At 52.7% G+C, this 13,443-nt stretch carries 13 protein-coding genes; 11 read left to right on the forward strand and 2 right to left on the reverse strand.

The window, feature by feature from the left end; translation table 11 throughout:
• The first annotated feature begins 23 nt into the window (after nucleotides 1–23).
• From ASF71_RS22735 to ASF71_RS23750, 10 genes are read left to right on the forward strand one after another with little or no spacing between them, the layout of a single operon-like run.
• A complete protein-coding gene (locus tag ASF71_RS22735) occupies nucleotides 24–1,193 on the forward strand; it encodes an oligosaccharide flippase family protein (protein ID WP_255354737.1) in 1,170 nt (389 codons plus the stop codon).
• Nucleotides 1,177–2,436: an O-antigen polymerase gene (locus ASF71_RS23745; RefSeq protein WP_156372759.1), complete on the forward strand. Its 1,260-nt coding sequence runs from the start codon at nucleotides 1,177–1,179 to the stop codon at nucleotides 2,434–2,436. Before ASF71_RS22735 ends, ASF71_RS23745 begins: the two co-directional genes overlap by 17 nt.
• Nucleotides 2,429–3,544: a glycoside hydrolase family 99-like domain-containing protein gene (locus ASF71_RS22740; RefSeq protein WP_082505958.1), complete on the forward strand. Its 1,116-nt coding sequence runs from the start codon at nucleotides 2,429–2,431 to the stop codon at nucleotides 3,542–3,544. Before ASF71_RS23745 ends, ASF71_RS22740 begins: the two co-directional genes overlap by 8 nt.
• Nucleotides 3,537–4,496, forward strand: a complete 960-nt coding sequence (locus tag ASF71_RS22745; protein ID WP_082505959.1) for a glycosyltransferase family 2 protein — start codon at nucleotides 3,537–3,539, stop codon at nucleotides 4,494–4,496. The genes ASF71_RS22740 and ASF71_RS22745 overlap by 8 nt, the downstream gene beginning before the upstream one ends.
• Nucleotides 4,493–5,404, forward strand: a complete 912-nt coding sequence (locus tag ASF71_RS12010; protein WP_082505960.1) for a glycosyltransferase family 2 protein — start codon at nucleotides 4,493–4,495, stop codon at nucleotides 5,402–5,404. The genes ASF71_RS22745 and ASF71_RS12010 overlap by 4 nt, the downstream gene beginning before the upstream one ends.
• Complete coding sequence (gene rfbB, locus ASF71_RS12015; RefSeq protein ID WP_156372760.1) at nucleotides 5,401–6,435, forward strand: dTDP-glucose 4,6-dehydratase; 1,035 nt, start codon at nucleotides 5,401–5,403, stop codon at nucleotides 6,433–6,435. Before ASF71_RS12010 ends, rfbB begins: the two co-directional genes overlap by 4 nt.
• Complete coding sequence (gene rfbA / locus ASF71_RS12020) at nucleotides 6,432–7,334, forward strand: glucose-1-phosphate thymidylyltransferase RfbA (protein WP_056300147.1); 903 nt, start codon at nucleotides 6,432–6,434, stop codon at nucleotides 7,332–7,334. The genes rfbB and rfbA overlap by 4 nt, the downstream gene beginning before the upstream one ends.
• On the forward strand, nucleotides 7,327–7,884 hold the full coding sequence (locus ASF71_RS12025) for a dTDP-4-dehydrorhamnose 3,5-epimerase family protein (RefSeq protein WP_056300151.1): 558 nt from the start codon (nucleotides 7,327–7,329) through the stop codon (nucleotides 7,882–7,884). Before rfbA ends, ASF71_RS12025 begins: the two co-directional genes overlap by 8 nt.
• The gene (locus ASF71_RS12030; RefSeq protein WP_056300156.1) at nucleotides 7,881–8,606 is read left to right on the forward strand and encodes an NAD(P)-dependent oxidoreductase; all 726 of its coding nucleotides are present in this window, start codon (nucleotides 7,881–7,883) and stop codon (nucleotides 8,604–8,606) included. Before ASF71_RS12025 ends, ASF71_RS12030 begins: the two co-directional genes overlap by 4 nt.
• 55 nt (nucleotides 8,607–8,661) lie before the next feature.
• Nucleotides 8,662–9,513 carry a hypothetical protein gene (locus ASF71_RS23750; protein ID WP_156372761.1) on the forward strand — a complete coding sequence of 284 codons (852 nt, stop codon included), beginning with the start codon at nucleotides 8,662–8,664 and terminating at the stop codon, nucleotides 9,511–9,513.
• Here the strand turns inward: ASF71_RS23750 and ASF71_RS12035 are convergent.
• Together ASF71_RS12035 and ASF71_RS12040 are read right to left on the reverse strand one after the other, a co-directional pair.
• The gene (locus ASF71_RS12035) at nucleotides 9,434–10,627 is read right to left on the reverse strand and encodes an O-antigen ligase (RefSeq protein ID WP_235514368.1); all 1,194 of its coding nucleotides are present in this window, start codon (nucleotides 10,625–10,627) and stop codon (nucleotides 9,434–9,436) included. The two genes, ASF71_RS23750 and ASF71_RS12035, sit on opposite strands and share 80 nt — an antisense overlap.
• Before the next feature lie 171 nt (nucleotides 10,628–10,798).
• Entirely contained in the window at nucleotides 10,799–11,752 is a 954-nt protein-coding gene (locus ASF71_RS12040) for a LacI family DNA-binding transcriptional regulator (RefSeq protein ID WP_235514377.1), read from the reverse strand.
• 320 nt (nucleotides 11,753–12,072) lie between these two features.
• Between ASF71_RS12040 and ASF71_RS12045 the strand changes: the two genes are divergently transcribed.
• Nucleotides 12,073–13,344, forward strand: a complete 1,272-nt coding sequence (locus tag ASF71_RS12045) for an extracellular solute-binding protein (RefSeq protein WP_056300162.1) — start codon at nucleotides 12,073–12,075, stop codon at nucleotides 13,342–13,344.
• The last annotated feature ends 99 nt before the right edge of the window (nucleotides 13,345–13,443 follow it).

Genomic DNA, 13,443 nt, shown 5'->3' on the forward strand with positions numbered 1-13,443 from the left:
TTTTTCTTCTTAGGGCATTTAGTTTGCTGTTAATTACACCATATCTTTCTAGAGTGTTTGATCAGAATTTATGGGGGAAGGTAATTGCGGCACAAGCTTTGATAGGCTGGATCACCTTGATAGTTGATTTTGGAACTTCCATATTTGCAAGTAATTATTTGGCTGTGATTAGAGAAAATAAAAATGATGTTAAAAGACTAGTATCTGGAGTAATATCTATTAAAAGTTTAATATGTTTAATTCTTATCCCTATTCTAATAGTATATTCTATGTTTGATTCTAAAATTCCTAAGTTAATGCTTATATATACATACTTAACTGGTATAACCCAGGGGATGAGTACATTATGGTTTTTTCAGGGTTTTGAGAGACTTGAGAAATTTTCATATGCTGAAATATCTGTACGTATAATTTATTTAGCATCAGTTTTTATATTTGTAAAATCAGATTCTGATAGTTATATTGTGTTTCTTTCCCTTATAATAAATCTGGGTTTATTATATACATTAAGCTATGTCAATATATGGAGGAACTATACTAGATTTACATTGTCGATTTCATATGGCTTGGAAGTTGTTAAGCAAAGTTATACAATAGCAAGCTTTTCCTTAATAACAAGCATTTATTCTATTGCGAGTGTTTTTATATATTCACTGTTTGCTGCTAGTTTTAATGTATCACTATATGGGAATGGAGATAGACTAATTAGAGCTACTATCGCCATGATGGGTCCACTCAACCAAATATTCGCACCAAAATCGGCGATAATTTTTAGTAGGTCGAATATTGAAGGTTGGAGAAACTTTAAAAGAATGTTATTGTTCTATGGCTTACTAGGTGCAATAGTAACAATAGGATTGTACTTTAGCGGGTCGTTTATAGCAGAAGTTGTATTTGGAAGTAAATATGCCTACAGTGGTAATGTAATAAGGAATTTGTCTATATTGTTGTTTTTGGTTGCTATTAATACCGCTATGACATATCATCTCCTTATTCCAGCTGGCCAAAGTGTAGTAATGAATAAAGTTTATATATTGGCTAGCTTAATCTGTGGGATCTCTATATGTATTATGGTTCCTTCTTATGGTATTACGGGTATGGTATTCTCTGTCATAATACCTGAAGTTTTTGCCTTATTGTGTATGAGTGTTTTTATTTTTAAATGGAGGAGGCTAAATGTTTTTAGTGTTTAAGAGACTGAACCTAGTAGATTACGGTGTTTTATTGATTACTCTAATTGCTTGTAGTGGATATATAGTAAACCCAGAAGATTATTATTCTTCTCTTGGAGAAGAATTGTATTTACAGAAACACCCATTATCGATATTTTTTATTCTGCTATCTGGCGCTATGTTTATTTTGGGATCTATATCGGGATATAAAAAGATGCCGGAAACTAAATATAATAGTAAATACCTTACAATTATAATGTTATTAAGTGGATTTGCGATTATAAGTCTAATACTATACTTTTCTACAATTTTGTATAAATTTCCAATTAGCTATCTCAGTAACCAATCAAATGAAAATAGATATGAAATCTGGAAGTTTGTTTCAGGAGCAAAAATTGGTTTCATAGTATCATTTGCAACTGCGGCATTATCTAGCTTAGTATTTACTATATTAGTAAAAAATTTTAGAAATAAGCTGAGTATATTATTTTTATTAGTAATCACCATAGGTATATTTGCGTCTTCTATAATGACAAATACTAAAGCTGGAATATTCTACTTGATGGCTATATTTTTTTTACCGATCACTATATTATATAAGCAGAGAAGAATACCTAAATCCATTGCCAGGCCTATTATTTTTTTCACTCCTATAGTTTTAGTATCATTTTTTATGATAAATACTATTGGACGTATATCTTCCGTTAATGGGTCAAATAGTCTGGATCAAATTAGAATAGCTACCTATGCTCTCTATGGTTACTTATTTTCAGGACTTAATAAGTACGCTGCTATATTTGCTGGAATTTATCAACCACCTGAGCTGAATATGGCAAATATTCTTCTACCTTTACTTAATATCCCCATCTTGGGTGGCCTATATACATCTGCATTGAGTGACTTTGGTGTATCTGTAAACGTAATCAATGCTGATGATTGGAAGAGTTCTTTTGAAACCCTTAGTACTAGTATATTTAATCAAGGCTTTAATGTAAATTCTATATATGGCGAGTTATTTGGTAGCTTTGGATATCTAGGTCTAATACCGATGTTCATATTCGGCTATATCTCTAAAAGAATGTGGAATAGATACATTGCAGGTGACTTAGTCGGAGTTTGTGTTTTGCCATATATATTTTTTTCTATCATTCAATGGCTCGTATACAACCCTTTTTTCTCTAGGGATTTTATGATAGCATTAATAGTTGGATGTAGTGTAAAGATCGCTATTTCAGTCGTTAAATATAGGAGTAGTTATGTATAAAGATACAAAGATTTTCGCTTTCTACCTTCCGCAGTTTCATCCAATACCGGAAAACGATTTATGGTGGGGTAAAGGGTTTACTGAATGGCGTAATGTGATTAAATCTCAACCAAGATTCAGAGGACACTACCAACCTCACTTACCCGAACAACTTGGGTTCTATGATCTGAGACTGCTGCAAACCCATAGGCTGCAGGCTAAACTTGCTACAGAGAATGGTATCTATGGCTTCTGCTATTACCATTACTGGTTCAATGAAAAGCTGTTACTAGAACAGCCTCTAGAATTAGTTTTAGATAATCCAGATATTGGCTTACCTTTTATACTTTGTTGGGCTAACGAAAATTGGAGTCGTAGATGGGACGGTAAAGACCAAGAAGTTCTTATAGCTCAAGACTACAGCGAATATAAACCTGTTGAACATATCGCTTATCTCTCTCAGTTCTTCTTGGATAAAAGGTATGAGAAAATAGATAATAAACCTATATTAGTCATATATAGATCCAATCAAATAAAGGAATTGGCTAAAGTAATAGATATATGGGAACAAGAATGTAAAAAAATTGGGTTTGATGGAATATATGTTATTAGCGTATCTACTTCAAATTCGGATGATGATAGAGCGTTTGCATGTGGTGTAAAGAAGATTATTGATTTTCAACCTTCGAAAAATCATCCTCAGAAGGCTTTGAGCAAAACTTTTGTTAAATATATATTTAAAGAGGTTTTATCTCAAAATCTTTCTATGAAGATTACTCGTATATACCCCTCGGTGGAGTTCGCGAAGGTATTCAACTATAAAAATCTTGTAAGAGATAAGATGTCAGAGAAAAAGGACGGTAGGTATATTCCATGTGTCATGCCTTCGTGGGATAACTCTGCAAGGCGTAGAACAGACAGTACAGTGATACAAAACTCAGATCCTCAAATTTTTTCTAAATGGCTTTTAGATTCTATAAATCGCGCTCCTATTCTAACTAATGGTAGTAAATACGTCTTCATCAATGCTTGGAATGAATGGGCAGAGGGATGCCATTTGGAGCCTGACTTACAGAATGGAAGTGTTTTTTTAGAGACTGTAAAAGAAGTGATGGCTAAAGATGTATAAATCCTCGGTAATAATTGTCAACTGGAATGGAGAAAATCATCTTCGAGAATGCATTGATAGTGTACTCCTACAAACCTATAAAGATGGATATGAAATTATCGTCGTAGATAACTTTTCGAGAGACAATTCGATTGAAATATTGAATAGCTATAAAGATAAGATAAAAATTATATATCTAAAAGAAAATACTGGATTTGATAAAGGCAATAATATTGGTATGTTAGAGGCAGTCGGTGAATTTATCGTCTTGCTTAATAATGATACAAAAGTTGAAGAAAATTGGTTAGAAGAACTGATAAAGGTCGCTGAGTCTGATGAAAAAATTGGAATAGTCGGATCAGTCATGCTGAGATGGAACACTAGAATTGTAGATACTGCCGGTGACGGATGTACTTGGGCTGGTGTAGGATTCAAACTATTTTCCGGTAAAAAATACGATGATATTCCTGAAAATATAGAAGCTTTTGGTGCGTGTGCTGGTGCGGCCTTATACAAAAGGAGTCTTATTAAAGAGATTGGTTTTCTAGATGAGAGTTTTTTTATGAATCTTGAGGATGTTGACTTGAGTTATCGCGCTAGACTTGCTGGTTATGATGTGGCTATAGCAAGACGCTCTATTGTATATCATAAAGTTAGCTCTAGCGTAAAGAAGGTTAGTTATCTGGGAAACTATTATGCTAGTAGAAATATAGAACTTGTCTGGTGGAAAAATACACCCAGAAGATACCTAATTAGATCTCTCCCAGATAGATTGTTACATCTAGTATCATCATTTATTTCATCCCTAAGATCGAGAGAAAAATTTCTCTCCTACTCTAGTGGCAAAATGGCAGCTTGGAAAGAAATAATAGGTGGTAAAACAAACAGAAAAAATGTTCAGAAAGTTTATAATGGTAGAGATTTAGTCTTAAGCAGCGAAATATATAGATTATTTAGGAGTTCCCGAACGTGAAGATTGTAATTATCATACCAACACTTAATGGAATTGGTCATCTCAAAGAGAATAAACAGATATACTATAGCAATTTAATCTTTATAGATAGTCAATCGAATGACGGAACCCAAAGATTGATAAAAGATTACACTCATAAAATAATAGAGAAGTCGGAATTTAATCACGGCGGCACCCGCAATCTCGGTGCCCGCATGGCGACGGAAGACGGCGCAGACATTCTCGTCTTTATGACCCAGGACGCCATTCCTACCGACGAGACGTGGCTGGAGAAGCTAGTCGCGCCGATCCGCTCAGGCGAGGCGGCGGCGACCTTCGCGCGGCAGTTGCCCCGGCGCGGAGCCTCACTGCTCGAACAGTTTTCCCGGCACTTCAACTACCCAGGGGTCAGTCGGGTACGCTCGGAGGCTGACATTCCTCAACTGGGCGTCAAGGCGTTCTTCTTCTCGAACGTCTGTTCGGCGGTGCGGGCCGACGTGTTCTGGGAGCTGGGCGGTTTCCCCGAAGACGTGATCATGAACGAGGACATGACCTTGGCGGCTAAACTGCTACGCGCTGGTTACAAGGTCAAGTACGTCGCGGAGGCGGAGGTGGTGCATTCACACGACTACAGCCTGAAGCAGCAGTTCCGGCGCAACTTTGATGTCGGGGCTTTCTTTGCCGAGGCTGGCCCCGAACTCAGGGGTGCCAGCGTAACGGGCGAGGGGCTGCGTTTCGTGCGCGAACAGATCGCGTATGTGCGCCGTCACGGCCATGCCGATTTGATCCCCTTAGTCATCACTGAGGCGGCAGCTAAGTTCTCGGCCTTCCAGTTGGGCAAGCGTCATCACCTGTTACCCTTGGGAATCAAGAAAAAACTCAGTATGCACAGTTATCATTGGGATCAAAAGGAGCAAGGAACACTATGAGCGAAATCAGGAATCTTCTCGTCACTGGCGGCTGCGGCTTCATCGGTAGCAACTTCGTGCGCTACTGGATGGAGCAGCACCCCGAGAGCAAGGTCGTGGTGTATGACAAGCTCACCTACGCCGGGCGCAAGGAAAACCTGCACGACCTGTGGGACAACCTCAACCTGTCGCTGGTCGTGGCCGACATCGGCGATATGGACGCGGCCCGCAAAGCCTGCCAGGACAACAATATCGACCTGATCGTCAACTTCGCTGCCGAGACGCACGTGGACCAGAGCATCCTCGGGCCGTTGGTGTTCACTGACACCAACGTGCGCGGCACCCACGTCCTGCTGGAAGTGGCGCGTGAACTGGGTATCCGGTTGCACCACATCAGTACCGACGAGGTGTACGGCCATATCAAGGACGAGCACCAGAGCGTCGAGACCGACGAGCTTGCGCCGCGCAGCCCCTATGCCGCCAGCAAGGCCGCAGCTGACCAGCTCGTGCAGGCCTACGCCATCACCTACGGCATCCCCGTCACCATCACGCGCGGGGCCAATAACGTCGGGCCGTACCAGTACCCCGAAAAGGCCGTTCCCCTGTTCTCCACCAACGCCATCCTGGGCGAGCCACTGCCCGTATACGGCGACGGTATGCAGATGCGCGACTATGCCCATGTCTACGATCACTGCACCGGTATCGAAACCGTGCTCCTCAAGGGCAACATCGGTGAGGTCTACAACGTCGGGACAGGCCGCGAGATGACCAACCTGGAGATGGTGGACATCGTGTTGGACGCGCTGGGCAAGGATCATAGCCTCGTCAAGCATGTCACCGACCGTCCCGGCCACGACCGCCGTTACTCCATGAACGTGGACAAACTCAAGGCGCTCGGCTGGGAACCCAAGTACGACCCCAAGCAGGCCGTCGCCGAGGCCGCGAAGTGGTACGAGGGCAACGGATGGTGGTGGGAACCCATCCGCAGCGGCGAGTTCCGCGAGTATTACGAGAAGCAGTACGCCGAGCGCCTGGCCGGCAGCCAGAGATGACGGCGGCCCCCCAGACAGCCCGCCGGGGCATCATCTTGGCGGGCGGGAGCGGCACGCGGCTGTACCCGGCGACGCTGGCCGTCTCCAAGCAGCTGCTGCCCATCTACGACAAGCCGATGATCTACTATCCGCTCACTACCCTGATGCTGGGCGGCATGCGCGACATTCTCATCATCTCCACGCCTGAGGACACCCCCCGTTTTAAGCAGTTGCTAGGCGACGGTTCGCAGTGGGGCATCCGGCTGGAGTACGCCGTGCAGCCCAAGCCCGAGGGGCTGGCGCAGGCCTTCATCATTGGTGAGGAGTTCTTGGCCGGCCATCCTAGCTCGCTGGTGCTGGGCGATAACATCTTCTACGGCAACGATCTGTCAGACCTGATGACCGCCGCGAACGGCAAGAGCCAAGGCGCGACTGTGTTCGCCTATCAGGTTGGTGACCCGGAACGCTACGGCGTGGTGGACTTCGATGGGACGGGCAAGGCCCTGAGCATCGAGGAAAAGCCGAGCCAACCCAAGTCGGATTTCGCTGTAACTGGCCTATACTTTTATGACGAGCGCGTGGCCGAGATCGCCCGGGGGATCAAGCCCTCGCCGCGCGGCGAGCTGGAAATCACCGACCTCAACAACGTGTATCTGGAAGAGGGGAGCCTGGACGTGCAGCTCATGCGCCGGGGTTTCGCGTGGCTAGACACAGGCACGCACGAGAGCATGCTGGAAGCCAGCCTTTTCATTCAGACCATCGAGCACCGTCAGGGTCTCAAGGTGGCCGCGCCCGAGGAAATCGCGTGGCGCAGCGGCTGGATCAGCACCGAGATGCTGATCCAGCAGGCGAAGAAACTCGCCAAAAACCAGTACGGCAAATACCTGCTGAAGCTCAGCGAGGAGAAGTTTCATGGCTGAACAGGCGGCACACAAGATCAAGCTGGATACCCAGTACGCCGACGCGCTGGCCTTCGAGAAGTACCCAGCCCAGCCGCAGATTGACGGCGTGTGGTTCCATGCTCTGAAGAAGAACCGCAGCGAGAACGGCGCGTTCATGGAATACGTGCGCCTCGATGAGAACGGCGTGCAGGGGCTGCCCGGCAGCCTGACACCCCGCCAGATCAGCGTGAGCTGGGCCGCGCCGAAGCGCATCAACGCCTTCCACATCCACGTCAAGCAGGAACAGAACGAGATCTGGTGTGTGCTATCGGGGCAGCTCATGATCTGGCTGGTGGATTGCCGCGAAGGTAGCCCGACTCTGGGGGTCAAGCGCAAGCTGGTCTTCAGCGGCGAGCAGCCCATGATGGTCTACATTCCCAGCGGCGTGGCCCACGGCTACCAAGCCGGCGAGGAGGGCGCAACGCTGCTCTATACGATGGACGCCCAGTTCGACATCAACGATCCCAACGAAGGCCGTCTGCCCTGGAACTTCTTCGGTGACGACCTCTGGGCCGAGGATATGGGATGAAGATTCTTGTCACGGGCGGCAGTGGGCGTCTGGGCACCGAGCTGCGCGCCCTAATCCCCGGCATTGTTGCCCCGACCTCCGCCGAGATGAACCTGACGGACGCGGCGGCGGTCATGGCCGTTGTCGAACGCGAGCGCCCGGACGTGATCGTGCACACGGCGGCCTATACCAACGTGGGCGGGGCGGAGAAGGACCGCGAGGCCTGCTGGAACGCCAACGTGGTGGGCACCCGCAATATTGCGGCGGCGGCTAATGCGGTGGGGGCCAAGCTGATTCACATCAGCACCGACTACGTGTTCGACGGCCAGACGGGCGGATACCGTGAGGGCGATACGCCGGGGCCGGTCGTGAACTACTACTCGCTGACCAAACTGGTCGCCGAGGAGGCTGCCCGCGCCGCTACGAAGCACCTGATCCTGCGCACGAGCTTCCGCCCACGCGAGTTCGCGTATCCGGTGGCCTTCAGCGACGTGTACACTGGCCAGGACTATGTGGATATCATCGCGCCCGAGATTGCCCTGGCCGTGACGAACGCCCTGACGATCCAGGACGAGGTACTTCACATCGTCACCGAGCGCAAGAGCGTATACGAACTCGCCAGGCGCCGCAAGCCCGACGTGCAGGAAGGCACGCGGGCGCAGGCGGGCGTGACCCTGCCGGGCGACGTGAGCCTGAATACGGGCCGCTGGGCCGAAGTCAAGGCAGCGCTGAGCGGTGACTGAGGGGGCCAAGCCGACGGTCACAGTCTATGACCTGACCCGGAGCGTGCCGGAGGGGGTGAGCCTCTCCGGTTTGTCTGTGCCGAAATTCGATGGTGCGAACTATTACCGGCAACCCACGACCCAGCCTAGTACCATCGGGTTCTCAACGACCGGCACTCGCTTCGTGCAGTTCGAGTATCAGCTCTATTCGCCGGGGTCGGCAGTGACCGGTCAGGCAATGTTGGACACTATAATCCTGGGTAGCAAGACTTTTCCAGCAGGTAAGTTCGTTGATAGAGCAATCTGGAGCGGATTTGTTCCAACAGGTAAGTACCATGTCTCACTCACATATACCTGTAATCCAATCTGTGGCCAAGCGCCTAGTCAGTATTGGACAAAATTGACTGTGATCAAGGACGCACGGATCCAGGCAAAGGAGGATACCGGCTTGGGTACCGAGCGGCTGTGGCTCAACGCACCTGACACCGAACTGAATATTATTGGTACAGGCCCAGCTTCATTTGATGGAATGACCTACCGTCGGCCTATAGAAGCACCAGCCTTTACCCTAAGTTGGCCAAGCGGTCGGCAGCCGCTGAACGTGGGCTTTACGGTCAACTCCAACCAGCCCTTCCGTGTGACCACGAAGGTGGGAGATGAGGTTCTGTTGGTGAAGAGGGGAGATGCCCGGACCCAGGTGACGCCGAATCTCAGCCTGATCGGTCATCCGGACGCGCGGTCGGTGACGGTGCAGGTGGATTGCCTGAACGGCACGCCTGGTTGTGCGGGGCTGTATTTTCCGAATGTTGGGCTGCGAACGCCACCGGCCGTCTCGGTCCCGCCTGTGGTCACCGGAGGGTTGACACTGGCGCTGCTGGGAGCAGTCGCCCTACTGCTGGGCTTCGGCCCGCGCCCGCGTAGAGGGTAATCCCGACACAGACCCACCACAGCTCGGAAAAATGTGGGCTGGGCACGGCGATGACCACATCGACCACATTCATGGCCGTGAACCCGTAAAGGACTGCCACGAGCAGGGGATCACCCAGCAGGGCTGAGCGCCACAGGGTGTAGACCATGAGGGCGACCAGTCCACTCAGACCGATCACGCCACTCTCCAGCAGCCAGTGCAGCCACGCGTTGTGGGCAATGAGCCACACGCTCGACCAGCGACTTAGCCCTGCCGGACAACCGATCTCGTTGCGCTCCAGCGTCGGCGTGAGTTGGCAGCCGTCTTTGAATAGATAGGTCAGGTAGGGGCCGCCCTGGTACGGCCCGACGCCTCCGACAGGCGAGGTCTGCCAGCCCAGGACTGCGTCTTTCCACACGTATTCCCGTCCGCTCGTCTGGTCGTTCAGGAGGCGCTCAACCGGTTCTATGGGCAGCTTGAGGGTCGTGGTCAGGGTGGCGATCAGCAACACCGCCACCGCCGGAATCAGCAACCACCAGCGTCTCTGCCGCTGACTAAAGGCCAGGGCTGCGAGGCTGCCAACTGCCAGTGCCAGCAACGGTCCGCGGCTGCCTGCTGCCAGGAAAGTTGCCAGGGCCAGCAGACCGGCGGGCCAGTGCCACCACGCAGTACCCCGCCAGAACAGCACGAACCACAGGGCGACCACCGCCACTAGTCCTAGGGACACAATGTAGTAATACGGATGCCCGAGCCGCTCCTGCACGCCTGCCCAACCCTGCGTGAATAGGGTGTAGCCCCACGCCGTTGCGCAGATGACGAGCTGGCCCCACAGAAGGGGCCGCAGGTTTCGGCTCTCTCGAAGGTAGGCCCCGGCGGCGACCATCGCCAGAATCAGCAGGGTGCGCGCAGTGGCCAGACCTAGGGAGAGCAGGGGCTGGGGCGTGAACAGGGCCGCCACGAGTTGCGTGGCTGCGAAGAACAACAGCACACCACGCGCGGCCAGGGGCAGGGTGCGGAGCTTGCCCAGTGCGCCGAATGCCGCGAGGTACAGGGGTGGAAAGACCGGAACGAGGGCGAGCAGCCAGCCGACCCAGGGCGGGGGAGAGAAAGCGGCTGATTCAGGGGGGCGGACCACGCCGGGAAGTATAGGGGGCATCTGGAGTGACTATGCCTATGACTTTCGGAGCTGATGGCTGAAGCGGCAGCATCACGTAGGATTTTGCTTATGAGAAAGGCCGACTTGGTCACGAACAGTGGCGCCATAAATACGCGGAACGAACGCTGCCCAAGATCGTGTTTCAGGCCGCTATCTTCCGCCAGGTGGCCTTACCGAATTCCGCTCGACCAGCAGCGTCGGCACCATGACCGTGCGCGGCGCAGGCCGGCCTTCAATGCCCAGCAGCAGAGAGTCAAGGGCCAACCGGGCCAGTTCGGCGTAGTTGTGATTGATTGTCGTCAGGGCAGGAGCCGTAATGCGTGAGGGAAACACGTCGTCGAAACCCGCGACCGAGAGCTGGTCAGGAACACTCAGACCCTGAGCCCGCGCCGCCATGAGCACCCCTGCCGCCACGAGGTCGTTGATACAGGCCACGGCACTCGGCTGCCGCGCCGCCCCCATCAGGTTGCAAAACGCCCGCACGCCCGCGTCGATGTCCAGGCCAGTCGGCTGGACCCACTCGGGCGGGTGACCGGGCCACAGTTCCTGGTAGACCTGGAGTTTCTCAGCGGTGCTCGTCACGTCGGGCTGCCCCCCCAGGAAGGCGACCTCCTTATGGCCCTGGGCACACAGGTGCGAGAGCATCGCCCGCATGCCGCCTGCCTCGTCCGAGCGCACACTCGTCACGATCCCCACGTCCTGGAGGTCGCCGTTGACGGTCACGATGGGGAGCCGCTCGGCCAGGTCGCGCAGAAGGGCCTGATCCTCGGGGCCGATCTTCAGGGCGTTGGTCATGCCTCCGAGGTACAGCAGGCCGTCTACCTGCCGCTCGGCCAGGGTCTGGAGGTAGGTTCGCTCGAGGGCAGGGGTGCTGACCGTATTCCCGAGAATGATCGTATAGCCGCGCTCGAAGGCGCCGACCTCCAGTTCGAGGAACAGCTGGGCGAAAAAGGGACTCACGATGTCGGGTAGGACGCAGCCCAGGGTGTGCGAGCGGTGATGGTAGAGCGTCTGGGCGATCCGGTTGGGCCGGAAACGCAGGTCGTGCATGGCCGACTCGACCCGCGCGCGCAACTCGCCGTTGACCGCGCTGTTGCCGTTCATGACGCGGGACACCGTCGAAACGGAGACCTGCGCCTGCCGGGCAATGTCGTATATGGTGGTCGCCTTCTTGCGGATGAGTGCCCCCTTGAGAAACCGGTTGCCCAGACTGTATGTTGATTGGGTATCACAGTCAAATCGCTCGGCGACAGGCTTCTGCAGGAAGCCCGAATGAACTGGGGCCCTGCCCCGATTTCTGTAGCACGCCTGAGAAACCGGTTGCTGACTCCGTGATCCATCAGAATTCGTCGCCTCCCACCTTCTGGGAGACGGAGTCGCCGAGCCCCCACCCCCCGTCTTTTTTCCTGCCTTCGGAGGCCCAGATGAAGAAAATGATCTTGTTGTCCGCCCTGACCCTTCTCACCACGGCTGCCGCCCAGACGAGCCTGTCAGGCACTGTAACCGTCTGGTCGTGGGACGTGGCGGCCAAGGCCTTGCAGAGCACTATCCCCGGCTTCAACAAGCAGTACCCCAACGTGAAGGTCGACGTCGTGGACCTGGGCAACCAGAACGTGTACGACCGCGGCCTGGCCGGCTGCGCGGCGGGCGGCGCCGACCTGCCCGACGTGTACTCCATCGAGAACAACGAAGCCGAAGTGTTCTGGGCCCGCTTCCCCGACTGCTTTACCGACCTGAACACCCTGGGCGCCGACAAGCTCGTCAAGAACTTCCCGGCCTTCAAGTGGACCGAGCTGACCGCCAACAACAAGCGCTACGCCATGCCCTGGGACTCCGGCCCCGTGGTGATCTACTACCGCCGCGACCTGTACCAGCAGGCCGGCATCAACCCCGCGACCATCCGCACGTGGGATGACTTCCTGGCGGCCGGCAAGAAGCTGAACACCAAGTTCGGCAACAAAGTCAAGATCGCCACCATCGCCAACGGCCAGGACGACGAGTGGTTCCGGATGCTCGCCAACCAGAATGGCTGCTTCTACTTCAACAACGCCGCCACGCAGGTCACGATCGCGCAGCCCGGCTGCGTCGCGGCCCTGACCACCATCAAGAAGCTCAATGACGCCCAGGTACTCGCCACGGGCGACTGGGGCGGCCAGATCACCAACATCAAGGCGAGCAAGGCGGCCAGCGCCATCTACGGCGCCTGGTACGAAGGCACCATCCGCACCAACGCGCCTGACCAGAAGGGCAAGTGGGGCGTCTACCTGATGCCGGCCAACAAGGCCGGTGGCCCCCGCGCCGCGAACCTCGGCGGCAGCGCCCTGGCCCTGCCCGCCAGCAGCAAGAACAAGGCGGCGGCCTTCGCCTTCATGCAGTACGCGCTGGGCACGGCTCAGGGCCAGGTCGCCATGCTCAAGGGCGAGGGCCTGGTGCCCAGCCTGCTCTCGGCCACCAAGGACCCCTACGTGGCGCAGGGCCAGGCGTACTGGGGCAACCAGAAGATCTGGCAGACCATCCTGGGCACCCTGGGCGACGTGCCCCAGGCGCGCGGTACCCAGTACTTCCAGGACGCCCGCCAGATCATGATCGTGGTGCAGGCCGACTACCTCAAGGGCAAGTACAAAACCGCCCAGGAAGCCCTAAACGACGCCGCCAAGAAGATCAACAGCGCGACCGGCCTGGCCGTCGCCAAATAAGCGCGACCGAATAGGCGCCGCCAACTGATGGCGGCGCAGAGTAACGGTCCTGCGGGACCTGGGTGGGGGAAGGGGGAGCCGCCGGCTGCCCACGGACCC

This window comes from Deinococcus sp. Leaf326 (assembly GCF_001424185.1).
GTDB lineage: Bacteria > Deinococcota > Deinococci > Deinococcales > Deinococcaceae > Deinococcus.

What these genes read in the sequence shown, in the direction of transcription:
- ASF71_RS23745 (WP_156372759.1), top strand. Translation starts at nt 1,177, where the DNA reads ATGTTTTTAGTGTTTAAGAGACTGAACCTAGTAGATTACGGTGTTTTA.
- ASF71_RS22740 (WP_082505958.1), top strand. Translation starts at nt 2,429, where the DNA reads ATGTATAAAGATACAAAGATTTTCGCTTTCTACCTTCCGCAGTTTCAT.
- ASF71_RS22745 (WP_082505959.1), top strand. Translation starts at nt 3,537, where the DNA reads ATGTATAAATCCTCGGTAATAATTGTCAACTGGAATGGAGAAAATCAT.
- rfbB (WP_156372760.1), top strand. Translation starts at nt 5,401, where the DNA reads ATGAGCGAAATCAGGAATCTTCTCGTCACTGGCGGCTGCGGCTTCATC.
- rfbA (WP_056300147.1), top strand. Translation starts at nt 6,432, where the DNA reads ATGACGGCGGCCCCCCAGACAGCCCGCCGGGGCATCATCTTGGCGGGC.
- ASF71_RS12025 (WP_056300151.1), top strand. Translation starts at nt 7,327, where the DNA reads ATGGCTGAACAGGCGGCACACAAGATCAAGCTGGATACCCAGTACGCC.
- ASF71_RS12030 (WP_056300156.1), top strand. Translation starts at nt 7,881, where the DNA reads ATGAAGATTCTTGTCACGGGCGGCAGTGGGCGTCTGGGCACCGAGCTG.
- ASF71_RS12040 (WP_235514377.1), bottom strand. Translation starts at nt 11,752, where the DNA reads ATGAACGGCAACAGCGCGGTCAACGGCGAGTTGCGCGCGCGGGTCGAG.
- ASF71_RS12045 (WP_056300162.1), top strand. Translation starts at nt 12,073, where the DNA reads ATGAAGAAAATGATCTTGTTGTCCGCCCTGACCCTTCTCACCACGGCT.